The organism is Nocardia sp. NPDC051750 (assembly GCF_044453135.1).
GTDB lineage: Bacteria > Actinomycetota > Actinomycetes > Mycobacteriales > Mycobacteriaceae > Nocardia.
Genome location: NZ_JBITCK010000003.1, coordinates 623,870 through 645,454, shown reverse-complemented (window position 1 = coordinate 645,454; position 21,585 = coordinate 623,870). Strand labels below are relative to the sequence as shown.

The window sequence follows — 21,585 nt, the reverse complement described above, 5'->3', positions numbered from 1 at the left end:
TGAAGGACCTGTTATGCCACTTCACGGACTGGGCAAGGTCACCCTCGGCGTTCCCGACGTCGAACGCACCATCGCCTACTACAACGAATTCGGGCTCGACCACCGCGGAAATGGTCTGTTCGCCACCGCCAACGGCGGTGAACAACTCGAGATCATCCACGCGGCCCGCCGGCGCCTGGTCGAGATGACAATCGCAGCCGACGACGCCGACGACATCGCGGCCATCTCCTCCCGGCTGCACAAGCTGGGGCTTCCCTTCGAGAACGACGAGAACTCGTTGCGTACAGCCGAGCCGGTCACCGGGACACGTATACGCGTGCAAATCCGGGCACGCATCGTCATCACCCCCGCCGTTGCCGCCACCGCATACAACGGGCCCGGCCGCATCGACCGATGGGGCCGCGCCCCCTTCATCGCCCGCACGCAGCCGGTGCGACCCCGCAAACTCGGACACGCCGTGCTCGGCTCCACCGACCTCGACACCACCATGAAATTCTTCACCGAAGGGCTCGGATTCGAGGTCAGCGACTTCATGGGCGACAAGGCCGCGTTCCTACGCTGCTCGGTCGAACATCATAATGTCCTGGTCATGGCCGCGCCGGTGAACTTCCTGCACCACACCAGCTGGCAGGTCGACGATATCGATGAGGTCGGCCGCGGGGCCCACGCCATGCTCGAGAACAATCCGGAGCGACACATCTGGGGGCTGGGCCGACACTACGCCGGCGCCAACTTCTTCTGGTACCTCAAGGACCCGGCCGGCAACTTCTCCGAATACTACAGCGATATGGACACTATCCCCGAAGACGAACTGTGGTCCCCGGAAGTCCTCCACGGCCTGCAAGGCCTCTACGCCTGGGGCCCACCACCCCCACCGTCGTTCCTCGAACCGGACGACCTGGCGGCGCTGATGATCGGAGCACACTCCAGCAAATCATGACCGAGTCCCGGCGGGTCCCCGCTCCGAATCGCAGTTTCTCCTTCAGAACACCCCGGAAAGGGCAGCCGGTGCCATGCACGATGTCAGCATTGTCAAAGACCTCGAATACGCCGTTACACCGGCAGGCCCCTTGGCTCTGGACATCTATCGTCCCAGCACAATTGAACCCGCCCCGACGGTGCTCTACCTCCACGGGGGAGGATGGGCAACGGGAGACAAAAGCGACGACGCCGACACACGGTTGCAGCCACTCGCCGAGCTGGGTGTGGCTGTGGCCTCGGCCAACTATCGACTGTCACCTGCCGGGCACTACCCCGCTCCACTGCACGATGCCAAAGCAGCCGTGCGATGGCTGCGTGCAATGGGCAGCGACCACGGCCTACACACCGAACGACTGGGAATCTGGGGCGCCTCAGCGGGCGGATACCTCGCCGCCATGGTCGGACTCACCGCCGGAAATGCCACACTCGAAGGGAATGTCGGCACCCACCTCGCCCATTCCAGCGCAGCGCACGCGGTGGTCAATTGGTTCTCACCCACCGATCTGCTCAGCAGCGCCCGGCGCACCTGGCTCGAAACTCTCATCCTGAATCGCCCTCCGTCGGTCTCTGCCCTATTCGGCCGTGACGACTTCGAATCCCACGACGCCGAACTCCGCTCAGCCGGCCCGATCGAGAATGTCCACTCTGCAGCCCCACCTTTTCTGATCGCCCACGGGAATCTCGACCGCATCGTTCCGGACTCCGACAGCCACGACTTGTTCACGGCACTCGCTCGGCACCTGGTCGATGTCACCTACTGCATGATCGGAGGCGCCGGCCACGAAGATCCCCGGTTCGACGCCGAACCCAACCTGGGGATCACGGCAGCTTGGCTGAAGGCACAGTTGGCCCCGACAAGCAGCGATCTGTAACCGCAACTACCGCTCACCCGGCACTGTGGATCAGTTCCTACGAGCCGTCACGAACTGGGGGCTGCCTCCTTCGTAGAGGAAGATGGTCACCCTCCCGTCGAAGCGATTTCATCGTCTAATGCGCATATCTAGGTACCGGCAATTCCCCTCTTCCAGCGGCGGACTTGGTGCTCGTCGAGTCCGGCCGGATTTGCCAGGCGCCAACGACTTCGCGGCGGGGTCGCGGGGCTCCAGGCCGGGCAAGGCGCATTTCACTGGCAGCTGGACGGTCGGGCAAGCCGGTCGGCGTCGGTATACTGGGCGTTCGGCACCAGACGAGGGGCGACGGGCGTGGACTATGGCGACAAGCTCTTCTGGCTCTCGGTCCTGATCCAGCGGAGGTACGCGCAGATCTGCGCCGAGTACGAGCTGACTTCCTTACAGGCCACGCTGCTGTGCGCGGTCAAGGACGAGCCGCGGCAGATGGCGTACCTCGCCACCTCGCTCGGCATGACCAAGAACGCGCTGAGCCAGCTCGTCGACCGCATCGAGCGGCGCCACCTGGTCAGCCGAGCGAGTTCGGAGCAGGACCGGCGGGTCATCATGCTCAGCGTGACGCCCACGGGAAAGGTGCTCGCCGAGGCGGTGTTCGCGGAGACCACCAAGCGCCTGCCCGACGTCGTGGAGAACCTCGACGCCGACGACCAGCGCGACTTCGAACGCCTGGCCACCGCCATCGTGGACGCGTCGGGCGTCTCGGCGTCCACCTCGTCCTGACACACCGCGCAGTCCTCCTGGGCACCCTCACGCCTTGCGACAGTTCATGGCATGAACTAATATTGTTCATGCCATGAACTAGTCGGGGTTCATGCTATGCCCTAGCGAGAGGTGACGACATGGTCACGCGGGAAAACGGTGCGATCGCGGTCTTCGGTGCGACGGGGCAGCAGGGCGGGGCGGTCGTCGACGCGCTCCTGGCCCGAGGAGCGCGGGTGCGGGCCCTCGTCCGCGCCCCCGAGTCCGATCGAGCGCAGGCGCTGGCCGCGCGAGGCGTCGAGCTGGCGACCGTCCGGATCGACGACCCGGCGTCAACGGTCGCCGCACTGGAGGCGGTCGACGCGTTCTACTTCATGACCCCGGAGGCGAACAGCCTCGAGGAGGTCGAGGAGGAGGTCCGAGTGGGCACCGCCCTCGTCGATGCGGCTGCCGCAGCGCGCGTGCCACACGTCGTGTTCAACTCGGCCTTCGGAGCGGATCGCGAAACGGGCGTGCCGCACCACGACTCGAAGCACCGGATCGAGGAATACCTGAAGCTTTCCGGTCTGAGGGCCACGATGGTTCGCCCGGCCGCCTTCATGGAGAACTTCGCGACCGTGATGGCGCCGAGCCTGGAGGACGGAATGATCGTGGTGAGGCTGCCGCTGCCGAACAACATCGCCCTGAAGATGATCTCGATCAAGGACATCGGCCAGGTCGCCGCCGCGATACTGCTCGGCACCGCGGACGTGCCCGGCGGAGCCATCGAGGTCATCGGCGACGAGCCAACGGGCCCCCAGATCGCCGCCGCGTTCGGCGCGCGCGCCGGGCTACCGTCACGCTACGAGGCCCTGCCATTGAGCGTCCTCGGTAACGACCTCGACAAGGCGATGTTCCGCGAGTTCGCCAAGGCGTCCGAATGCCCGTCGGACCTCGCAGCAGTGAAGGCGATCGAACCGGCCACCTGGGACCTGGCCGAGTGGATCCGCTCCACGGGCTGGACCGCACCCGCGGACCGGGTCCGTTCCTGATACTCCAGCCGTAGGCCGTGATCTTGCCGGCGTGGTGGTCCCGGACATGGCGCGGCCACCGCGTTGATCCTCCTCGACATCAGAGTGGGCCACACAGTAGAACCTGACCCCTGGCGAGCCGAGACCGACAGGCTGCTCGCCTTGATCGCCACCAGGTTCGGTCGGATCGAGACTCGCCGCCGCGCCGCCCAGCCCCCGGTCGGACTGCTGGCCGACCTGCCCCGGAAGAACTGTTGGGCGCCCCTGGCCGTGCAGATCGGGGGTTTCGGGTGCGGCGGAGAGTCAGTGGGAGTCACGCACTTCCCCGCCGCGCCCGGACCATTCGAGCCGGGCGGCCGAGGTCCTCGACGTCCCCGTCGAGTTCTTCGCCGCGGGCCGGCCCCTGGCCCAGCTCGACGAAGCAGGCGCGCATTTCCGCAGTTTGCGCTCGACCAAGGCCGCCCAGCGGGCCAAGGCCATCGCCTTCACCCAGCAGGTGCGCGGGATCGTCACCACCATGGTGCGCTTCGCCACCCCGGTCCTCGATCTCGAAGAGGAAGTGGTAGAACACATTGAGAATGTCTGCCGTTCGGCAATGTGGCGGTCGACTCCGCTTCGACGGCCCCCTGGCGGCCTCGGCGGTTACCCCGGTGACGGTAATTCGAATCCCACTCGGTATCGCCTGGCGAAACGTTTGATGTGCTCGACGAACTCCGCCTTGGACCTGCTGCCTGGGACAGGGAACGAATCAGCGTGCCATCACGGTCCACAAGGCGCTCTCATGGCCTCCATTGTGGACCGCGGGATCGTGTTGCGGCGGCCGAGGTGCGACCGGATCGCCGACGAGGTGGGCCGCAACACCCGCCTCGTCCCCGGCGATCCCTGGGCTACCCCGTCAGGACTACCTCGCGCGTACCGGCGGACTCGATGTCGTGGCGCCGGGTTTCTGGGCCGACGGCGAGCGCGATGAGGGTGAGCACCGTCAGCAGCCCCAGGTACGCGGCGACCGGCCACCAGTGGCCGGACCATGCGAGCAGCGCGGTAGCGATCAGCGGCAGGAAACCGCCCGCCAGCACAGAACCGATCTCACGGGCGAACGCGAATCCGGCGAGCCTGGTCTTGGTCTCGAACAGCTCCGCGAACCACGCCGCCTGCGGCGCCAGCATCGCCGGGTAGCAGATGCCGAGCCCCACCACGAACCCGACGACGACGGCTACCGGCTCGCGGGTTTCCAGCAGGAGGAAGAACGGTACGGTCCACAGCGCCGACGCGACAGCGCCGGCCGCGTAGACAGGCCGCCGTCCCCACCTGTCGGACAGCCAGGCGAACAGCGGCACTCCGCCCACTTGTACGGCCGACGCGATGATCACCGCAGTCAGCGCGAGCGACTCGGACAGGCCCAGCTGCTTGGTCAGGAAAGCTACCGCGAACACGGGGAACAGATAGGCGAAGCCGTTCTCGGCGAAACGGGCACCGATGACGACCAGGAAACTCTTCGGCTGGTACCGCAGCGCGGCGAACAGCCCCGGTTCGGTTTCCTCGGCCTGCTTCGCCTTCTCGAACGCGGGAGTCTCGTCCACGCCACTGCGGATGAAGTAGCCGATCACGAGCATGACGAGCCCCAGCAGGAACGGTACTCGCCAGCCCCACTGTCGGAACTGCTCGTCGGGAAGCAGCAGGAACAGTTGGAAGATCCCAGTCGCGAGCAGGGTGGCGAGCGCGAAACCGGCCGGGGCCCACGCACCGGCCAGTCCGCGCCGTCGCTGGTCGCCGTGCTCGACGGACAGCACCACGGCGCCGGCGTACTCGCCTCCGGCGCCGAAGCCCTGCACGAGACGCAACAGGATCAGCAGGACCGGCGCCCACGCGCCGATCTGATCGTAGGTGGGCAGCACGCCGATCAGCGTGGTCGCGACGCCCATCAACACGAGGGTGAGCACCAGCATCGTCTTGCGGCCGAGCCGGTCACCGAGGTTGCCCAGCACGATGCCGCCCAGCGGTCGGGCGAGGAAACCGACGGCGTAGGTGGCGAAGGTGGCCAATGTGCCCGCGACCGGACTGATCGTGGGAAAGAACAGCTTGTTCAGGATCAGCGCGGCAGCCGTGCCGTAGATCAGAAAGTCGTACCACTCGAGCGTGGTGCCGACGAGGGCGGCGATACCGGCTTTGCGGGCGCGCCGTTGCGATTCGGTCATGTAAGCCAACTCCTTCGGAGGCCGGAGAAACTTCAGTGGCGGGCGGGACGGCGCAGGACCGCACCCCGCTGGATCGGTCCGACCAGTGCCGCGTACTGGCCCAGCCAGCCGCGCTCGGCGCCCGGGTCCCCGGCGGTGATGGGCTTGCCGTCGCGCACCGGGTCGGCGTCGATCAGCCGTGCGTCGAGGTCGATCGAGATGCTGTCCCCGTCCTGGACCCCGGCGAGTGGGCCGCCGTCGGCCGCTTCGGGCATGACCTGGCCCACGACGAGACCGTGGTTCAGCCCGGACAATTCGCCATCCGTGACCACGGCGACCTGGCCACCGAGGCCGGCGCCGTTGAGGGCGGCTACGAAGCTCGCGGCGAACACTGTGCCGGGCCCGCCCCTCGGGCCCAACCCGCGCAGCACGATCACCTGTCCGGGCTCGATCCCGCCCTGGCCGAGCGCGGCAATGGCCTCGTCCTCACCCGCGAAAACCTTGGCGAGCCCGGAGAACTGGCGACGCGCCGAGCCCACTCCGGCAACTTTGACGATTGCGCCGTCCGGGGCCAGCGACCCACGCAGGATCAGCAGGCCCGGCTCGTCGGCGACGGGTTTCTCCAGCGGGTGCACCACATCGCCGTCGGGCCCAGGTGCGTCGGCGACCAGCTCGGCAACGGTGCTGCCGGACACGGTCAGCGCGTGGGTGTGCAGCCGCGGGGCCAGCGCACGCAGCACGGTGCGGACCCCGCCTACCCGGTCGAGGTCCCACACCTGGTGTGTCCCGTTCGGACGGATCGCAGCGAGCTGCTTGGCGCCGCGACCCTTCTGCTCGAACAACGCAACGACGTCGAGGTCGAGGTCGGCCTCCGCGGCCACGGCCGTGAGGTGCCGGACGCAGTTGACCGAACCGCCCAGCGCCAGCGCCACCTCTACCGCGTTCTCGATGGCGTCGCGGGTCAGCACCTTCCGTGCGGTGAGCCCTTCCCGGACCAGCTCGACGGCACGGCGTCCCGCGGCCGCGGCGCGTTCGAGCATCGGCGCGGAGTTCGCGCGCGCCGGCGCGGAACCGGGCATCGCCATGCCGAGCGCCTCGGCGAGCACATGCATCGTGTTCGCTGTCGCCAGGCCCGCGCACACGCCGGGTCCCTCGATCGCGCGGTCGGCCAGCTCGCCGAGCTCCTCCACGCCCAGCTTCCCGGACGCTACGGCACCCACCGACTCGTACACCGAGTCGATGTCGACCGAGCATCCGGAGAAGGTGCCTCCTCGCTGGTAACCGCCGACGACGATGACCGAAGGCAGGTCGAGCCGGGCGGCGGCCATCAGGTGGGCCGGTGTCGTCTTGTCGCAGCTCGACAACAGCACCATGCCGTCGAGCTGGGCACCTTCGACGGCGGCTTCGACGTCGTTGACGATCAGGTCCCGGGTCGGCATCAGATACCGCCCCTTGCGGCCCGCGCTGGTGACGAAATCGGACGGCGCGGTCGTGCGGATCTCCAGTGGCAGCCCTCCTGCCTCGCGGACCGCGTTCTCGACGACCTTCGCCACGTCGTCGAGGTGCGCGAAGCACACCGACAGCTTCGACGACGTGTTGACGATCGCGATCTTGGGCTTGCGCTGATCCTCGGCGCTGATTCCCATCGCGCTCCACTGGGCGCGGCGCACGGCCCAACGGGTGGTGCCCGGCTCGAAGTTGCTCCGCAACTCATTCATGCTGTTCTCCTGTCGGTACGGGAAAGTGCGCTTCCGTTGGCGGCCATCGCGGACCGGACCTCGCGGCCGTCGAGCTCCCGGTACGGGCGGCTGTTGTCGAGCGACATCAGCGTCGCGACGGCGGCGGCGTGGCCGTACTCGAAGCACTGCGCGGTGACCCGCGCCGAGGCGAGCGCCTCGTGCTCGGCGCTCAGGCAACGGCCCGCGACGATGATGCCCTCGCCGCGTTCGGGCACGAGCGTGCCGTAGGGCACCTCGTAGTAGTCGTCGAGCAGCCAGGTCAGTTTCGGCCGGTCACCGACGTGCAGCTCGATCGGCCACGGCACCCGGCAGATCCCGTCCTCGCGCTTGCGTGCCGCGAGGACGTCCTCGTTGGACAGCCGCTCGATACCGGCGATCGTGCGCGTCTGCCGGATCCCTGCCTCCACCCCGGTGTCCACCACGAAAGCCGTTTCGCAACCGGGGATCCGTTCGGCCAGGAACCGCGCATACGAACGGACCTGCCGCCGTCCCCGGATCTCGGCCTCGGTGAAATCCGCTGGGTCGATCACATTGAGCATCCGCCCGTCGCGGCCCGCCAGCCGGGTCGCGTTGACGAGCAGCTCGCCGCGTCTGGGAGTGGTGAAAATCCAGATCTTCTGGCGCGGCAGGTCCAGGCCCGCGTCCCGCGCCCGGAGAATCTCCTCGCTGACGTACGGCGGGCAGATCGTATCCTCGCCGTAGAACTCCAGGAACCGCTCGACGTCGACGTTGCCGAGACGGAAGAACATGGTCGGGTTCTGAATCGTGCCGTGGTCGCCGAAGGTGTAGCGGTACCCGGCGCGGGCGATCACCGCCGCGTCCCCCGAGGCGTCGATCGTCCTGGCGGCCAGCACCACTGCCCGGCCCGCGTTCGATTCGACCACGACCCCGCGGTGGGTATCGCCGTCGAGAACGACGGCGGTGACCGCGGTGTGGTACAGGACAGTGACACCTGCGGCTTCGAGGAGGTCGTCCGCGACCTCGCGCCACATGAGCGGGTCGTGCGCTGCGGTCCAGGTCTTGCCGTAGACCTGCGGTGCGGTGAGACCGCCGCGGGTTGCCAGCTCCCGTCGAAATCGCTCGGTGAACCCCGCGACGACCTGCCGCGGCTCCCGGTCGGTGTCCGACGCGAGGTACATCCCGCAGATCGTGCCGGACATGCCTGCGACCGCCGCGCCACCGGCGAAGCCGTACTTCTCGACGACGAGCACCGACTTGCCTGCCTCGGCCGCGACGACCGCCGCCGCGACCCCGGCCGCTCCGGCCCCGACCACGAGAACGTCGACCTCGGCCAGCACCTCGAGTCCGCGGTCGAGCGGTCCACCGGTCAGCGACCAGTCCGATATATTGGTCATGTACCGGTTGTACATCGCGACGCACGGTACTGTCCAGACCCAGTAGTGGAGTGCGAAGGAGGACCGTCCGTGGCGAACAAGGCCGACCAGGCCTACGACATGCTGGAACGCATGATCACGTTCCAGGAGCTCCCACCGGGGTCGTTGTTGTCGGAGTCCCGGCTGATGGAGCTGACCGGGCTCGGCCGCACCCCGGTGCGTGAGGCGCTGCAACGGCTCGCGCGGGAGCGCATGGTGGATATTCATCCGAGCCAGGGGGTGTTCGTCGCCCCGACATCGATCGAGGCCCAGCTCAAGGTGCTCGAACTACGCCGCTCCATGGAAGAGCTCGCGGTCCGCCTCGCCGCCCTCCGCGCCACGACGGAGCAGCGCGAGCGCATCTTGAGGCTGGCCGAGGTACTCGGCAAGTTCGACGGCGACGACTCCAAACGGTTCGGTGAACTGCTCAAGCAGACCCACACCCTGATCGTCGAGGCCGCGCACAACGAGTACCTCTCGGTGGCTATGGCCCCATTGCAGGGCCTCTCGCGCCGGTTCTGGTTCGCCCACCTGCGCGATCCGAAGATGGAGCTGGCCGAAGCGGCCGACCTCCACGGGGACATCCTGCGTGCCATCTGCCACGGCGACCAGACCAAGGCGTCCGAGGCCTCGCTCAGGCTCAACGACTACCTGACCGACTTCACCTACCGGACCCTGCGGAACCAGTGAGTACGTGGCCGATGCGGCCAGGCGAGGACGATCACGCTCCATGGCAGGCATGTCCGCCGCCGAGCCGGACCGGCGGCCTGTAGGAGCGGGTTCGTTTGCGTACCACCGTGCCGAGTGCGGCAGCGATCGTCGAGTGCAGTGTGATAACCGGTCACCTGCCGGCCCGACCGACTACGGGCCCGGGTGTGGTTGCGGAGTTTTGTTCACCGGTCAGTACAGCTAGCCGGTGTTCGCCGTATGTCGGACCGAACGTCACCAGGGTGTTGCACCGCATTTTGTTGCCGCCGGAAGTCAATGACGATTTCGAGGCTTTCATGAGATTCGGCTATCGGACCCAAAGCGCAGTTCCCGCTCTTCAGCGCACTGGGTTATGGCAACCCTGCACAGCAGAGGCAGTTTACGAAAATTTTCACTCAAAGAAGAGAATATAAGTGTAAGAATGGATGGAAAAATTGCCCTGGTGACCGGAGCGGCACGCGGAATGGGACGGCGTTACCAGGAGTTGAAAAGTCCGCTCAGGTATTTTTCGAGGTTCCCGCGTATTCGAGGCCGAACACTGTTCTCAGCCACACGGTCGTCACCGTCTCGACCATATCTTCCATGCGGATCGCGTTTGCGCTGCGCATGCTCATGAGACCGAGGTTTCTCTCCCCCATCCACATGAGCGCTGCCGCCAGGGAGCGGGCCGGCGGCCCGTCGATAGCCACACCTGCGGCTCTGTCGCGCTCGATAGCGGCGGCGGCAGCATCGATGAATCCACCCAAGATTTTGTCCCACTGCGCCTGTAAAGCAGGTTCCGCCGCCGCGGCATCACCGACTTCGCGAAGAATGTGACCGTGCCGCTCCCATACATCTACAACTTCGGAGACCGCATGCTCTATCGCAACCTCGGGCGAAACTCCGGCCGGCCGATCGAAAATCATTGAGGATGCTTTGAAAACGTCGTCGGTAACGCTCGACAGAAGCGCCGAAAGCACCTGCCACTTGGATTCGAAATAGAAATAGAAGGAGGATCGCGACAATCCTGCGCTCTTGGTGAGATCATCGATCGAGACCGTACGCATCGACTCGGTGCGCAGTATTTCATAAGCCCCCTTGAGGATCGCTTGCTCTCGCATGTCGCCCTTGAGATTCCGCCTACCGGCCCGGGGCTCGGTACCGTTGAGACCATTTGAGAACGAAGCCGCCATGCCCCTATCGTAGTGACAGGCCCCGGTAACGCGACAACGCACCTTCAGAGTCGGATCGTTGTCATCGGAATTCGATTGGTGAGTTGTTGCACCCCGGGATTGCCGGAAATCTACGACTGGCGCCGCCAAGAGCTGACCGATACTTGGTCAGGGGCGGGACCGACCTGCGCCGAGCACACGGAACTGCCCGCCGCCGGACGGCGGATCCGGGAGCTGGAACAGCAGAATACGACCCGGCCCGCGAGCCGAGCGCGCGATCACGCCGGGAAAGGCGGCCGGGTAGATCACCGGGTCGCCCTGCTGCGTGCTGTTCGCGGCGGACGCCACCATCAGCACGTCATGGGCCCCACGGGCCGGTGCTGCGATGTCGACCCCGCGCTGCGCCTTGCCCGGCGAGCTGCGACGTGTGCGCGTCCACGCCGGTGTCGACCACGACGACCGTCACGCCCGGTGAGGACGTCCGGATCGTCCACCGGGCGCAGCCCGGCCGTCCGGCGCTGCTCCTGCTCCTGCTCCTGCTCCTCGATGACGAAGCCGACGACGAACGCGGTGGCCATATCGAGGGCCGTGATGATCCCGCTCCCGAGTGACGAGGCCCTTGGTCATATTGACAACTTAACTTTGTTAAGGAACGCTGACTACAGCGTTGAACTTAGTTAAGGAGAATCTGATGCGTGCTGAGGTTGTCACCGCCCCCGATACGTCACCTGTCTGCAGTGACTTCCCCGAGCCGACGGTCCCACCCGGTCACGGCTCGCTCGCAGGCTTGGCGGCGTCGCTGCCCGCAGACCTGCTGCGCAGCAGGCGGATCCGGATCACCGGGAGCGGCGTCGGATCGCGGTCCGCCGAGGAGATGCTCGCCGAGGTGCCCGAGGTCATGGCCCGCTTCGCCGACGGGTCCCTGCAGCTGCCCTACACCGTGTTCCCGTTGAGCCGGATCGGCGAGGCGTGGGCACACACCGGCCGCAGCCGCGCCGTCATCGTGCCGGATTGAGCCGTCCATCCAGCAGAACGTGATCGGAAAGAGGAAAGCCATGCAGAAGAGGGCACTAGTGGTGGGGCTCGGGATCGCGGGGATGTCCGCGGCCATCGGGTTGCGCCGGGCCGGTTGGACGCCGGTGATCGTCGAACGAGCGGCCGAGCGTCGGACGGGGGGCTACTACATCTTCATGTTCCCGGAGGGTGTGCAGGCCGCGGCCGACCTGGGGATCGTCGACCACCTGCACACCCGCAACCCGGAATGGCGACCGGGCGGGAACTCGTGGTCGGTGGATCGCCGGGGCAGGCGGAAGCCGGCTCTGGGATTGCTGGACGCGCCCGGCGGGCTGGCAGCGGTGCTGCGCGGCGACATCGAGGCCGCGTTGTGGCAGGGCATTACCGGCAACGGGACCGAGGACGCGGTCGAGGTGCGGTTCGCGACCACTCCGGTCGACATCACCGAGGGCGCCGGCGGGGTGCAGGTCCTGCTCGAGGACGCCGGCACCGGGAAGCAGTACCGCGAGGACTTCGATCTCGTGGTCGGCGCGGACGGGATGCGCTCCAGCGTGCGCCGGATGGTGTTCGGTCCGGACGAGGACTACCTGGCGAACTGGAAGGCGATGATCTGCGCGTTCCAGATGAAGGAGCAAGTGCCCTCCTACGAGGCGAGCGACAGCATCATCGTCTCGCGCCCCAAACGTGCGATGTGGGTGTTCGGACTCGCCGACCACGCGCCCTGCGCATGGCTGACCTACCGCACCGAGGATATTCCGGACCGGTTCGCCGGGCCGTCGATCGAGCAGGTGCGCGCGGCTTTCTCCGGGATGGACGACGACCCCGTGGTGCGCCACATCCTGGACTCCCTGGAGCAGGCCCCCGACCACGTGTTCGACTCGATCCACCAGGTGAGGATGCCCCGGTGGAGCACGGGGCGGGTCGTGCTGGTGGGGGACGCGGCCTGGTGCATGAACACCTACTCGGCCATGGGCTCCTCGTCCTCGCTGCGCGGCGGCGCCGCACTGGGCGTGGCCCTGCGGGGGCACCCCGACGACCTCGCCGCCGCGCTGGACGCCTGGGAGACCGGCCTGCGTCCCTACATCACCAGCCAGCGGCGCTCCGCACGGATCAAACAACAGCGGTTCGTCCCGTCCAGCCGCCCGGTCCAGGTGCTGGTTTCGGTTGTTCTCGATCTGGTCCGCAGGGTCGTCCACCGCCGGCTGACAGTGGAGTTCACCGCGGCGGCGGCCGCTGCCCAGTCCGGCGCGACGCGGTGACGGCCATGCGGAAGAGGGCGTTGGTGGTCGGGCTCGGGATCGCGGGGATGTCCGCGGCCATCGGGCTGCGCCGGGCCGGTTGGACGCCGGTGATCGTCGAACGGGCGCCCGAGCGGCGTACCGGAGGCTACTTCGTCGGGCTGTTCCCGGAGGGTCGGCAGGCCGCGGTCGATCTGGGCATCGCCGACCACCTGCACACCCGCAACCCGCAACGGACGGCCCGCGCGAATTCGTGGTCGGTGGATCGCCGGGGCGGGCGCAGGCCGGCTCTGGGATTCCTGGATCAGCCCGGGGAGCCGGCAGCGGTACTGCGCGGGGACATCGAGGCCGCGCTGTGGCAGAACATCACCGGCGTCGAGGTGCGGTTCGGGACCACTCCGGTCGCGATCACCGAGGGTCCTGCCGAGGTTCAGGTCCTGCTCGAGAAGGCCGGCACCGGTGCGCAGTACCGCGAGAGCTTCGACATGGTCGTCGGCGCGGATGGGATGCGCTCGAGCGTGCGCCGGATCGTGTTCGGTCCGGACGAGGACTACCTGACCACGTGGAACGCGATGATCTGCGCCTTCCAGCTGAAGGAGCAGGTGCCGTCGTACGAGGCGAGTGACAGCATCATCATTGCGCGCGCGAAGCGGGCGGTGTGGGTGTTCGGGCTCGCCGACCACGCGCCCACCGCGCTGCTGACGTACCGGACGACAGACATCCAGGAGCAGTTCAGTGGGTCACGGGTCCAGCGGCTGCGCTCGGTCTTCTCCGGAATCGACGATCCCGTGGTGCGGCACGTCCTGGACTCCCTGGAAGAGGCCCCTGACCACCTGTTCGACTCGGTGCACCAGGTGCGGATGCCGCGGTGGAGCAAGGGTCGAGTCGTGCTGGTGGGAGATGCGGCGTGGTGCATGAACCTCTACTCGGGCATGGGTGCCACGTCCTCGCTGCGCGGCGGCGCCGCACTGAGCGCGGCCCTGCTGGAACACCCCGACGACCTCGCCGCCGCGCTGGACGCATGGGAGACCGGCCTGCGTCCGTTCATCACCAAGCACCAGCGCACCGCGCGGCTCAAGCAGCAGATGTTCGTCCCGTCCAGCCGTCGGGCCGAGGCGCTGCGGTCGGTCCTCCTCGGTCTGGTCCGCAGAATCCGCGGGCGCCGGCCGGCGACGGAGACGGGCGGTCCGCGGGCCCGGGCGCTGTCCGGCACGTCGCGGTGAGAACGATGGGGATCGTTCAGCCACCCAGGACTTCCGCCTGCGGCCACCGTGGGTCGTACGCGGCCCAGCCGGGGTCGCCGTGGGCCGCGAAGGCGACCCAGGCGCCGTGCACGCGGGCCGCGAGCCCGGCGGGCGCCGGGTCGGGACCGAGCAGACCGGCGTCGCCGTGCAGCCACGGTTCCTCGGCGATGTCGAACACGAAGGGCAGCTCGACCGTGTGGGTGGCGCCCAGCCGACCGTCCAAAGCCGTCGAGCGGTAGCCGAACGAGTACACGTGGGTGCGGCCGGCGCACAGCCGGGTGTGGGCCTCGATCATCCGAGCAGTGCCGGCCCCGAAGAGGCCTTCGCCCAGCACCGCGGAGCGCAGCTCGCCCGGGGTCGCCCCCGGCCGGGCCGCCCGATGGGCCGCGACGACGGCGGCGGGGTCCGCGCCGACCTTCGCCGCGACAGCGAGCACATCGTCGTCCGTGGACGACTCCAGCTTGCCCTGCGGTACCAGGTAGAGATGGCCCTCCTCGGTGTTGGTGCCGATGAGCAGGCCGACCTCGCCCGCCGGCCCCTCCGCCAGGGCGTCGGCCGGCTGCACGGGCAGGACCAGGGAGAACGGGCTCAGCTCGACGAGTGGGTCCGTGGCCGTCGCGGTCCGCAGGTCGATCCCCGCGAGATCCGGCAGGATCTCGAGAAACCTCTCGTCCGGGATCTCGGCGAAGGCCTCCGCGGTGGGCGGCACGCCCAGCGCCCGAGCAGCCGCCGCGGTGACCCGGTGCGCCTGCTCGGGGGTGAAGGCGCCGGTGCCGCTGCCGCTCTGGATGATCGCGCGCCGGAACAGCCCCTTGGCTTCCGGCGTCGCCAGCAGGGCTCCGGTGATGGTGGCACCCGCGGACTGGCCGAACAGCGTGACGTTCGCGGGATCGCCACCGAACGCAGCGATCGTGTCCCGCACCCAGCCGAGCGCGGCGAGAACGTCGAGCAGCCCGCGGTTGGCGGGGGCGCCGTCCAGGTCGAGGAAGCCGGGGATGCCGACGCGGTAGTTCACCGTCACCAGCACCACGCCGTCGCGGGCGAATGCCCGGCCGTCGTAGAGCGCGGCGCGGGTGGATCCGGTGACGAACCCGCCGCCGTGCACGAAGACCATCACCGGCCGCTTCCCGCCGTCCGCGCCGGGCGTGCGGACGTCGACAGTCAGGTATTCCTCGCCACGCACCCAGCCCGGGCCGAAGTAGGGGATCATATCGAGCCGCCCGAAGTCCCGGGCCGGCTGCGGCGCGGTCGGCGACGGTGCGGTGGCGTCCCGGACACCGGACCAGCCCGGGTGGGACGCCGGTGGCGCGAACCGGCCGGCGCCCCTGGGTGCCGCCGCGTACGGGACGGCCCGGTAGAACTCGCCGAAGCGGTCACGAACACCGCGCACGGCGCCCGCCGGCGTCTCGACGATCGGATTTGCTTGCTGGGACACGGGAAACGCTTCCTCTCGGGTTACTGCGTGGCAGGGGCCGGCCTCACCGGGCTCAGGCGATGCGGGAGAAGCCCGCCCACTCCTTGATGGCAAACTTCGCCCCGTCGCGCTCGACCTCGGCGCCGCCCTGGCCGCCGAGGTGCGCGGGGAAGACCAGCGCGTTGTCCTCGGCCGCGCGGCCGAGGAGCTTGTGGCGGGTTGCCCGGGCCTCGGCCGGGTCCTCGCAGAAGCAGGAGTTGGTCTCCGGCTCCACGAGCTGTAACGGGGTGTGCACCAGATCGCCGACGAACAGCGCGCGGTCGCCGCCCGACTCCAAGGTCAGTACCGACGACCCGGGGGTGTGGCCGGGCGCGAGATCCAGCCGGAGGTTCCGGTCGATCCGGTACGAGCCGTCCCACAGGTGGATCAGACCGGCCTCGTGCACCGGAGCGACGCTGTCCTCGAAGACGTTCTGGTTGCCGCGACCCAGCAACGGTTCGTGGTTGTTGGCCGGATTCCAGAAGTCGAAGTCCTGCCGCGTGATCAGGTACGTCGCGTTCGGGAAGGTCGGCACCCAGGTCCGGCCGTCGAGGTAGGTGTTCCAGCCCACGTGGTCGATGTGCAGGTGGGTGTTGATGACGATGTCGACGTCTTCGGGCCGGACACCGGCGGCGGCGAGGTTGTCCAGGAAGTTCGTGTCCAGCCGGTTCCAGACGGGCGCGTAGGGGCGGTCCTTGTGGTTGCCGACCCCGGTGTCGACGAGGATGGTGCGGCCTTCGCTGCGCAGCAGCCAGGTCTGGATGGCCGAGAGGCATTCGCCGGTGCCGGTGTCCAGGAAGTCCGGGGCGAGCCAGCTCCGGTGCTCGTCCCAGGCGCCGTCGGGACTGTCGGGGAAGAAGTCCGTGGGGCCCATCTCGACGGAGCCGTAGTACTCCTTGACACGGGTGACGGTCACGTCACCCAGCTCGATCTGATCCATGATCACTCCTCGTGAATCGGGGGCGGCTGCCCTGGCCAGGTCGAGCCTGATCGTGTCCGCGCGCGGCAACCAGCCCCGCCTTGTCCTACCCCCCACAGGGTGTGGCTGAGCGGTGCCGTCGGCGTGGATAGTGGAGTGATGGACGGACCAGGCCCGCTCGGCGACTTCCTGCAGGCACGGCGGGCCAGGCTGCGCCCGGAAGACGTGGGTCTGCACGACCTCGGCCCACGCCGACGGGTGGCGGGTCTGCGCCGGGAGGAGCTGGCGCAGCTGGCAGGGGTCAGCGTGTCCTACTACACCCGGCTCGAACAGGGCCTGTCCCGTGGCGCGTCGGCGGAGGTGCTCGCGGCGATCGCCGGCGCCCTGCTGCTCGACGACCATGAACGGGACCACCTGGAACGCCTCGCCGGGGCCTCCCGCCGGGTACCGCAGGCGCGAAGGCCCCGCCCCGAGAAGCTCGCCGACGAGACGCGGGACCTGCTGCGCTCCTTCGATGGTGTCCCGGCGCTCGTCCTCGGCCGGCGCACGGACGTGCTGGCGTGGAACCCGCTCGGCCACGCCCTGCTCGCCGGTCACGTCGACCCGCTGAGCCCGGAGGACCCCGCGCGCCGGCCGAACATGAGCCGGATGCTGTTCCTGGACCCGCACTGCCGAGAGCTATACGGGGACTGGCGGCGCAAGGTGCGCGCGGTCGTGGGCAATCTGAGGATCGCCGTCGGCCGTTATCCGGAGGACCGGCTGCTCGCCGAGCTGATCGGCGAGCTGACGATGAAGAGCCCGGAATTCGTGGCGTTGTGGGGTGACCACCGGGTGACACCGTGCGACGCCGCCACCTACGAGCTGCGCCATCCTGTCGTCGGCACGGTGACGGTCACCCAGCAGACCCTCGTCCTGGCGCGTTCGCCGGGGCAATCCGTCGTGGTGTGCACGACGCCCGCCGGGTCACCGGCGGAGGCGGCCATGGCCCTGCTGCGGCAGGCGAGTGCGGTGGAGCGGTCCGGCCGGAGCGGTGGACCGGCCCTGCCCGACCGCTCCCCCGCCGCACGGTGACCACCTCGTAGTCCGGCCCCAACGCACCGGCCTTGCGGCAGCTGCTCCACGACCTTCCCGAGGACACCCGGCGAGGCACCACCCATGTCTTCCGCGCCACGTCCGGCGGGTCCCACCGCTACGCCCTGGGCAGCGACCAACCGCTCGTCGGCCGCACGGCCCGGACTCCCGCTTCCGTGACGGCACCCGCCTCGGCGATCTGCTGCGGGACGGACGGGGCGTCGTACTCGACTTCGCCGTTGATCAACGGACGAGCTGCACGAAAAACCATAGGCGGCTACACCACGCCATACGGGTGCGATAGCGGGCCGAGATAGCCGGGGTGGTTGGGGCCGAGCTCTCACAACTCCACCAGGACCGCTCCCACGTGGCGACCTTCGATCAGTTCGCGCAGGGCCCTGGGGGCGTTGTCGAGGCCGTGCAGCCGGGCGTGCGGGAAGGTGAGTGTGCCCTCGCGGAGCCCGGCGCCGAACTGGTCGTGCCACTCCGGGATCAGGTCGAGGTGGTCGGCGTGCAGGACGTTGCCGCGCAGCGTGATGCCACGGGTCAGCAAACCGAAAGTGTCGATGGCCGTCATCGGGGTGATGGAGCCCGTGAGCTGGGCGCCGAGTGCCCCGACGAGGCCGATGCGGGCACCCCGGTTGGCCACGGCGATCGATGCCTGGAGTTGCTCGCCGCCGACGGTGTCGACCACCGCGTCGACGCCCCGCGGAGCTGCGGCGCGGAGTTGCTCCTCGATCTGTCCCGCACCACGCAGGACCACGGCGTCGTAACCGAGTTCCTCGCGCAAGATGTCCGCCTTGCGCTGCGAGCCGGCGCTGCCGATGACCCGCCTGGCCCCGCGGAGCCGGGCGATCTGTCCGGCGAGGGACCCCACACCGCCCGCGGCGCCGCTGACGAAGACCGTGTCCCCCGGGCGAACCTCGGCCCCGAGGGTGACGCCCATCCAGGCGGTGGGGCCCTGGGACAGGTGAGCGGCCGGGTCGGGCAGCAGACCGGGTTCGACGCGCTGTGCGGCGGTGACATCCAGAAGGGCGAACTCGCGCCAGCCCAGATCGTGTTGCACGAGGTCGCCGGGGGCGAAACCGGCGCCCGGAGCGGACACGACCTCGCCGATCGCGGGGCCGTACAGCGGCTCACCGAGTGCGAAGGGGCGCATGGGCACGTCGGTTGTCTCGTCCATGAGCGTCCGCATCACGGCGGCCACGCTCATCACCCCGGTGCGTACGAGGAGTTGGCCGGGCTCAGGGGAAGGGGTCGCGACCTCGACTATCTCGAAGAGGTCGTCGGTGAGCGGTGCCCCCGGCGCAGGGCGGGCCGCCAGCCGAATCTCGCGGTGGGTGCGAGGGGCGTGGCGGCGCTCGGACAGTGCGGTGGTCATGGTGGTCGACTCCTGAAGAAGTGGGCGCGTACGCTCCCACACTCCCTCCCCCGATAGATCACGTCCAACGAATGATTTTGCTTGCAGCTATCACCTCGAGAGATGGTATGGAGATGGAACTGCGCCAGTTGGAGTGCTTTGTCGCGGTAGCCGAGGAGTCGAGCTTCACGCGGGCCGCCGCCCGGCTGCACGTCGTGCAGTCGGCTGTGTCGGCGACGATCGCGACCCTGGAAGGGGAGCTGCACACCAGATTGCTGGAGCGCACGTCCAGGAGGGTCAGCCTCTCGGCCGCGGGACGGGCGTTACTGCCGAAGGCTCGGGCTGCCCTCGATGCCGTCCGAGACGCGCGTGATGCCGTCGACGAGGTCAACGGTGTCGTCCGCGGCACCCTGCGCGTCGGAACGCTGAGTTCTCTCGGGGTGCTCGATCTGCCGGCGTTGCTGGGTCGCTTCCACCGCGAGCATCCCGCTGTCTCCGTGCGCCTGGTCACCGCAGCGTCCGACGGCGGCTCACCCGGGCTCCTCGATGCGCTCGCCGAGGGCAGGCTCGACCTCGCGTTCGTATCGATTCCCGGCTCACCGCCGCCCGGCGCGCAGTGGCGAAACCTCACCGCCACACCATTGGACCTCGTCGTGCCCGCTGGCCACCGGCTGGCAGGCCGGAGCAGGGTGGCGCTCGGAGAGCTGGCCGATGAGGCGTTCATCGACTTCCCTTCCGGATACGGCAACCGCGCCGTGACGGATCGCGCGTTCACCAGGGCCGGGCTTCGACGCCATGTCACCATCGAGATCACCGCCATCGGGGCCGGTGCTGATTTCGTCCGCCATGGCATGGGTATCGCCTTGCTGCCCCGGGGCAGCACCGGGCACGACACCGACCTCGTCTCGCTGCCTGTTACCGGAGCGGACCTCAACTGGCCGATCTCCCTGGCCACACCCAGCAGCCGCGCCCCGAGCGCGGCGGCCCGAGCCTTCGAGCGCTTGGTCGAACAGCATCTGCGGTGACCCGGTCGAGGTCGGTGTGGTCCGTGGTCGACAGTGAGGCACGGTGCACGCGGGGCCGGCATGGGAAGTTACGGGGACACAGAAAAATTGCTCGACGCGGGCCCACTGTGGCCCGGCCGCCGGCATCCGGGACTCGTGAGAGATATGCCCGGGCCGGGCGCGGCGGGGCCGAGTGGCCGGCTCGCCGGCCCGTTGGCCGTTACGGTGTCAGCCGAGGCGTTCGATGATGGTCGCGTTGGCCATACCGCCGCCTTCGCACATGGTCTGGAGGCCGTAGCGGCCGCCGGTGTCCTCGAGATAGTTGACCATTGTCGCCATCAGAGAACATCGGGGCGCGGCTCATCGATTCGACGCCGCCGGCGATCACGATGTCGTACGCGCCGGCGATAATGCCCTGGGCGGCAAAGTGTGCCGCCTCCTGCGAGGAACCGCATTGCCGGTCGATGCTGGTGCCGGGCACCTCGATCGGGAAACCTGCGACCAGGACAGCGTTGCGGGCGATGTTGAGGGCTTGGTCGCCTGCCTGGGTGACACAGCCGGCGATCACGTCGTCGACAACGGCCGGATCGAGGTCGTTGCGCTCGGCGGGCGAGGTGAGCAGGGCTGCGAGCAGGTCGACCGGGTGGACCTCGGAGAGGGCACCGCCCGGTTTGCCCTTCCCGGAGGCGGTCCGGACGATATCGACGATGACAGCTGAGTTCATGGTGGTGGCTTCCTTCCGGACAGTGTCGAGGATCAGCGAGGCGCCAGTCGCAGGGCCCCGTCCATGCGGATGGTCTCGCCGTTGAGGTAGTCGTGCTCGATGATGAACGCGACCAGGTCGGCGTACTCGGATGGCCGCGCGAGGCGCTTGGGGAACGGCACACCCGCGGCAAGGCTCTCCCGGACTTCCTCGCTGAGGGTGGCGAGCATAGGTGTGTCGACGATTCCCGGGGCCACGGTGTTCACGCGTATGCCGTGCTGGGCGAGGTCGCGGGCGGCCGGGAGGGTGAGGCCGACCACGCCGCCCTTCGAGGACGAGTAGGCCGCCTGGCCGATCTGGCCTTCGAACGCCGCGACCGATGCGGTGTTGACGATGACACCACGTTGGGCGTGGTCGAGTGGGTCGGTTTTCGCGATCGCTTCGGCGGCGAGTGCGAGCACGGTGAATGTGCCGATCAGGTTGACTTCGACAATCTTTGCGTAGTGGGCCAGGTCGTGGACGCCGGCCTTGCCCAGGATGCGGGCGGGTGTTCCGATACCGGCGCAGTTGACGACGATTCGCAGCGGACCTTGCTCGGCGGCGTGCGCGACCGCGGCCCGTACTCGGTCTTCGCTGGTGACGTCGGCCTCGATGTAGGTGACGCCGTCGATCCGCGGGGCGGTGGCGATATCGAGGTCGAGCCCGAAGACGCGGGCGCCCTTGGCCGCGAGTGCCGCGGCGGTCGCGTTGCCGAGCCCGGATGTGGCGCCGGTGACGACGGCCGCGACATTGTCGATCTGCATGACTCTCATTCCGTGTCGGTCGATGGCTGGTGA

The 21,585-nt window shown here is 68.5% G+C and carries 23 protein-coding genes and 1 pseudogene; 11 read left to right on the top strand and 13 right to left on the bottom strand.

The window, feature by feature from the left end; genetic code table 11:
• The first annotated feature begins 13 nt into the window (after nt 1-13).
• The 4 genes from ACIA75_RS16670 (at nt 14) to ACIA75_RS16655 (ending at nt 3,619) form a co-directional block, all read left to right on the top strand.
• Entirely contained in the window at nt 14-940 is a 927-nt protein-coding gene (locus ACIA75_RS16670; protein ID WP_397104627.1) for a VOC family protein, read from the top strand.
• 73 nt (nt 941-1,013) lie between these two features.
• On the top strand, nt 1,014-1,853 hold the full coding sequence (locus tag ACIA75_RS16665; protein WP_397104625.1) for an alpha/beta hydrolase fold domain-containing protein: 840 nt from the start codon (nt 1,014-1,016) through the stop codon (nt 1,851-1,853).
• A gap of 330 nt (nt 1,854-2,183) precedes the next feature.
• Complete coding sequence (locus tag ACIA75_RS16660) at nt 2,184-2,609, top strand: MarR family winged helix-turn-helix transcriptional regulator (RefSeq protein WP_397104624.1); 426 nt, start codon at nt 2,184-2,186, stop codon at nt 2,607-2,609.
• 119 nt (nt 2,610-2,728) lie between these two features.
• Complete coding sequence (locus ACIA75_RS16655) at nt 2,729-3,619, top strand: NmrA/HSCARG family protein (protein WP_397104622.1); 891 nt, start codon at nt 2,729-2,731, stop codon at nt 3,617-3,619.
• A 292-nt stretch (nt 3,620-3,911) separates the two neighbouring features.
• Here the strand turns inward: ACIA75_RS16655 and ACIA75_RS16650 are convergent, their stop codons facing one another.
• The 4 genes from ACIA75_RS16650 to ACIA75_RS16635 form a co-directional block, all read right to left on the bottom strand.
• Nucleotides 3,912-4,169, bottom strand: a complete 258-nt coding sequence (locus tag ACIA75_RS16650) for a hypothetical protein (protein ID WP_397104620.1) — start codon at nt 4,167-4,169, stop codon at nt 3,912-3,914.
• Nucleotides 4,170-4,485: 316 nt separating this feature from the next.
• Nucleotides 4,486-5,793 (bottom strand): MFS transporter, encoded by a 1,308-nt coding sequence (locus ACIA75_RS16645; protein WP_397104618.1) that lies wholly within the window; start codon nt 5,791-5,793, stop codon nt 4,486-4,488.
• A 32-nt stretch (nt 5,794-5,825) separates the two neighbouring features.
• Nucleotides 5,826-7,490, bottom strand: a complete 1,665-nt coding sequence (locus ACIA75_RS16640; RefSeq protein ID WP_397104616.1) for a dihydroxy-acid dehydratase — start codon at nt 7,488-7,490, stop codon at nt 5,826-5,828.
• The gene (locus ACIA75_RS16635) at nt 7,487-8,866 is read right to left on the bottom strand and encodes an FAD-dependent oxidoreductase (RefSeq protein ID WP_397104614.1); all 1,380 of its coding nucleotides are present in this window, start codon (nt 8,864-8,866) and stop codon (nt 7,487-7,489) included. Before ACIA75_RS16635 ends, ACIA75_RS16640 begins: the two co-directional genes overlap by 4 nt.
• Nucleotides 8,867-8,935: 69 nt before the next feature.
• On the opposite strand from ACIA75_RS16635, the gene ACIA75_RS16630 reads away from it, so the two are divergent.
• Nucleotides 8,936-9,574, top strand: a complete 639-nt coding sequence (locus ACIA75_RS16630) for a GntR family transcriptional regulator (protein ID WP_397104612.1) — start codon at nt 8,936-8,938, stop codon at nt 9,572-9,574.
• Between the two features lie 515 nt (nt 9,575-10,089).
• Here the strand turns inward: ACIA75_RS16630 and ACIA75_RS16625 are convergent.
• Together ACIA75_RS16625 and ACIA75_RS16620 are read right to left on the bottom strand one after the other, a co-directional pair.
• Nucleotides 10,090-10,764: a TetR/AcrR family transcriptional regulator gene (locus ACIA75_RS16625; protein ID WP_397104610.1), complete on the bottom strand. Its 675-nt coding sequence runs from the start codon at nt 10,762-10,764 to the stop codon at nt 10,090-10,092.
• Nucleotides 10,765-10,911: 147 nt separating this feature from the next.
• Nucleotides 10,912-11,094, bottom strand: a complete 183-nt coding sequence (locus ACIA75_RS16620) for a hypothetical protein (protein ID WP_397104608.1) — start codon at nt 11,092-11,094, stop codon at nt 10,912-10,914.
• A gap of 92 nt (nt 11,095-11,186) precedes the next feature.
• On the opposite strand from ACIA75_RS16620, the gene ACIA75_RS16615 reads away from it, so the two are divergent.
• The 4 genes from ACIA75_RS16615 (at nt 11,187) to ACIA75_RS16600 (ending at nt 14,218) form a co-directional block, all read left to right on the top strand.
• A complete protein-coding gene (locus tag ACIA75_RS16615) occupies nt 11,187-11,354 on the top strand; it encodes a hypothetical protein (RefSeq protein ID WP_397104606.1) in 168 nt (55 codons plus the stop codon).
• Between the two features lie 80 nt (nt 11,355-11,434).
• Nucleotides 11,435-11,758, top strand: coding sequence for a hypothetical protein (locus ACIA75_RS16610; RefSeq protein ID WP_397104604.1), 324 nt, complete (start codon nt 11,435-11,437; stop codon nt 11,756-11,758).
• A gap of 40 nt (nt 11,759-11,798) precedes the next feature.
• Complete coding sequence (locus ACIA75_RS16605) at nt 11,799-13,016, top strand: FAD-dependent monooxygenase (protein ID WP_397104602.1); 1,218 nt, start codon at nt 11,799-11,801, stop codon at nt 13,014-13,016.
• A 5-nt stretch (nt 13,017-13,021) separates the two neighbouring features.
• Nucleotides 13,022-14,218 (top strand): FAD-dependent monooxygenase, encoded by a 1,197-nt coding sequence (locus ACIA75_RS16600; protein ID WP_397104600.1) that lies wholly within the window; start codon nt 13,022-13,024, stop codon nt 14,216-14,218.
• 16 nt (nt 14,219-14,234) lie between these two features.
• On the opposite strand, the gene ACIA75_RS16595 is transcribed toward ACIA75_RS16600, so the two are convergent.
• Together ACIA75_RS16595 and ACIA75_RS16590 are read right to left on the bottom strand one after the other, a co-directional pair.
• Nucleotides 14,235-15,674: a carboxylesterase/lipase family protein gene (locus tag ACIA75_RS16595; protein WP_397104598.1), complete on the bottom strand. Its 1,440-nt coding sequence runs from the start codon at nt 15,672-15,674 to the stop codon at nt 14,235-14,237.
• 52 nt (nt 15,675-15,726) lie between these two features.
• Nucleotides 15,727-16,632 carry an MBL fold metallo-hydrolase gene (locus ACIA75_RS16590; RefSeq protein ID WP_397104596.1) on the bottom strand — a complete coding sequence of 302 codons (906 nt, stop codon included), beginning with the start codon at nt 16,630-16,632 and terminating at the stop codon, nt 15,727-15,729.
• A gap of 138 nt (nt 16,633-16,770) precedes the next feature.
• Here ACIA75_RS16590 and ACIA75_RS16585 point away from each other — a divergent pair, with 138 nt between their 5' ends.
• Nucleotides 16,771-17,682, top strand: a complete 912-nt coding sequence (locus ACIA75_RS16585; RefSeq protein WP_397104594.1) for a helix-turn-helix domain-containing protein — start codon at nt 16,771-16,773, stop codon at nt 17,680-17,682.
• A gap of 118 nt (nt 17,683-17,800) precedes the next feature.
• On the opposite strand, the gene ACIA75_RS16580 is transcribed toward ACIA75_RS16585, so the two are convergent.
• A complete protein-coding gene (locus ACIA75_RS16580) occupies nt 17,801-17,953 on the bottom strand; it encodes a hypothetical protein (protein ID WP_397104592.1) in 153 nt (50 codons plus the stop codon).
• 69 nt (nt 17,954-18,022) lie between these two features.
• Complete coding sequence (locus ACIA75_RS16575; RefSeq protein ID WP_397104590.1) at nt 18,023-19,063, bottom strand: zinc-binding dehydrogenase; 1,041 nt, start codon at nt 19,061-19,063, stop codon at nt 18,023-18,025.
• A gap of 113 nt (nt 19,064-19,176) precedes the next feature.
• Between ACIA75_RS16575 and ACIA75_RS16570 the strand changes: the two genes are divergently transcribed.
• On the top strand, nt 19,177-20,067 hold the full coding sequence (locus tag ACIA75_RS16570; protein ID WP_397104588.1) for a LysR substrate-binding domain-containing protein: 891 nt from the start codon (nt 19,177-19,179) through the stop codon (nt 20,065-20,067).
• 207 nt (nt 20,068-20,274) lie between these two features.
• Here ACIA75_RS16570 and ACIA75_RS16565 read toward each other — a convergent pair whose 3' ends face one another.
• From ACIA75_RS16565 to ACIA75_RS16555, 3 genes and pseudogenes are all read right to left on the bottom strand, one after another.
• Nucleotides 20,275-20,385 (bottom strand): hypothetical protein, encoded by a 111-nt coding sequence (locus ACIA75_RS16565; RefSeq protein ID WP_397104586.1) that lies wholly within the window; start codon nt 20,383-20,385, stop codon nt 20,275-20,277.
• Nucleotides 20,386-20,392: 7 nt separating this feature from the next.
• Nucleotides 20,393-20,770 (bottom strand): annotated as a pseudogene (locus ACIA75_RS16560) (beta-ketoacyl synthase N-terminal-like domain-containing protein); the annotation flags it as partial.
• 32 nt (nt 20,771-20,802) lie between these two features.
• The gene (locus ACIA75_RS16555; RefSeq protein ID WP_397104584.1) at nt 20,803-21,552 is read right to left on the bottom strand and encodes an SDR family NAD(P)-dependent oxidoreductase; all 750 of its coding nucleotides are present in this window, start codon (nt 21,550-21,552) and stop codon (nt 20,803-20,805) included.
• Nucleotides 21,553-21,585: the final 33 nt, after the last annotated feature.

What these genes read in the sequence shown, in the direction of transcription:
- ACIA75_RS16670 (WP_397104627.1), top strand. Translation starts at nt 14, where the DNA reads ATGCCACTTCACGGACTGGGCAAGGTCACCCTCGGCGTTCCCGACGTC.
- ACIA75_RS16665 (WP_397104625.1), top strand. Translation starts at nt 1,014, where the DNA reads ATGCACGATGTCAGCATTGTCAAAGACCTCGAATACGCCGTTACACCG.
- ACIA75_RS16655 (WP_397104622.1), top strand. Translation starts at nt 2,729, where the DNA reads ATGGTCACGCGGGAAAACGGTGCGATCGCGGTCTTCGGTGCGACGGGG.
- ACIA75_RS16645 (WP_397104618.1), bottom strand. Translation starts at nt 5,793, where the DNA reads ATGACCGAATCGCAACGGCGCGCCCGCAAAGCCGGTATCGCCGCCCTC.
- ACIA75_RS16640 (WP_397104616.1), bottom strand. Translation starts at nt 7,490, where the DNA reads ATGAATGAGTTGCGGAGCAACTTCGAGCCGGGCACCACCCGTTGGGCC.
- ACIA75_RS16635 (WP_397104614.1), bottom strand. Translation starts at nt 8,866, where the DNA reads ATGACCAATATATCGGACTGGTCGCTGACCGGTGGACCGCTCGACCGC.
- ACIA75_RS16625 (WP_397104610.1), bottom strand. Translation starts at nt 10,764, where the DNA reads ATGGCGGCTTCGTTCTCAAATGGTCTCAACGGTACCGAGCCCCGGGCC.
- ACIA75_RS16620 (WP_397104608.1), bottom strand. Translation starts at nt 11,094, where the DNA reads ATGGTGGCGTCCGCCGCGAACAGCACGCAGCAGGGCGACCCGGTGATC.
- ACIA75_RS16610 (WP_397104604.1), top strand. Translation starts at nt 11,435, where the DNA reads ATGCGTGCTGAGGTTGTCACCGCCCCCGATACGTCACCTGTCTGCAGT.
- ACIA75_RS16605 (WP_397104602.1), top strand. Translation starts at nt 11,799, where the DNA reads ATGCAGAAGAGGGCACTAGTGGTGGGGCTCGGGATCGCGGGGATGTCC.
- ACIA75_RS16600 (WP_397104600.1), top strand. Translation starts at nt 13,022, where the DNA reads ATGCGGAAGAGGGCGTTGGTGGTCGGGCTCGGGATCGCGGGGATGTCC.
- ACIA75_RS16590 (WP_397104596.1), bottom strand. Translation starts at nt 16,632, where the DNA reads ATGGATCAGATCGAGCTGGGTGACGTGACCGTCACCCGTGTCAAGGAG.
- ACIA75_RS16585 (WP_397104594.1), top strand. Translation starts at nt 16,771, where the DNA reads ATGGACGGACCAGGCCCGCTCGGCGACTTCCTGCAGGCACGGCGGGCC.
- ACIA75_RS16580 (WP_397104592.1), bottom strand. Translation starts at nt 17,953, where the DNA reads ATGGTTTTTCGTGCAGCTCGTCCGTTGATCAACGGCGAAGTCGAGTAC.
- ACIA75_RS16575 (WP_397104590.1), bottom strand. Translation starts at nt 19,063, where the DNA reads ATGACCACCGCACTGTCCGAGCGCCGCCACGCCCCTCGCACCCACCGC.
- ACIA75_RS16570 (WP_397104588.1), top strand. Translation starts at nt 19,177, where the DNA reads ATGGAACTGCGCCAGTTGGAGTGCTTTGTCGCGGTAGCCGAGGAGTCG.
- ACIA75_RS16565 (WP_397104586.1), bottom strand. Translation starts at nt 20,385, where the DNA reads ATGGCGACAATGGTCAACTATCTCGAGGACACCGGCGGCCGCTACGGC.
- ACIA75_RS16555 (WP_397104584.1), bottom strand. Translation starts at nt 21,552, where the DNA reads ATGCAGATCGACAATGTCGCGGCCGTCGTCACCGGCGCCACATCCGGG.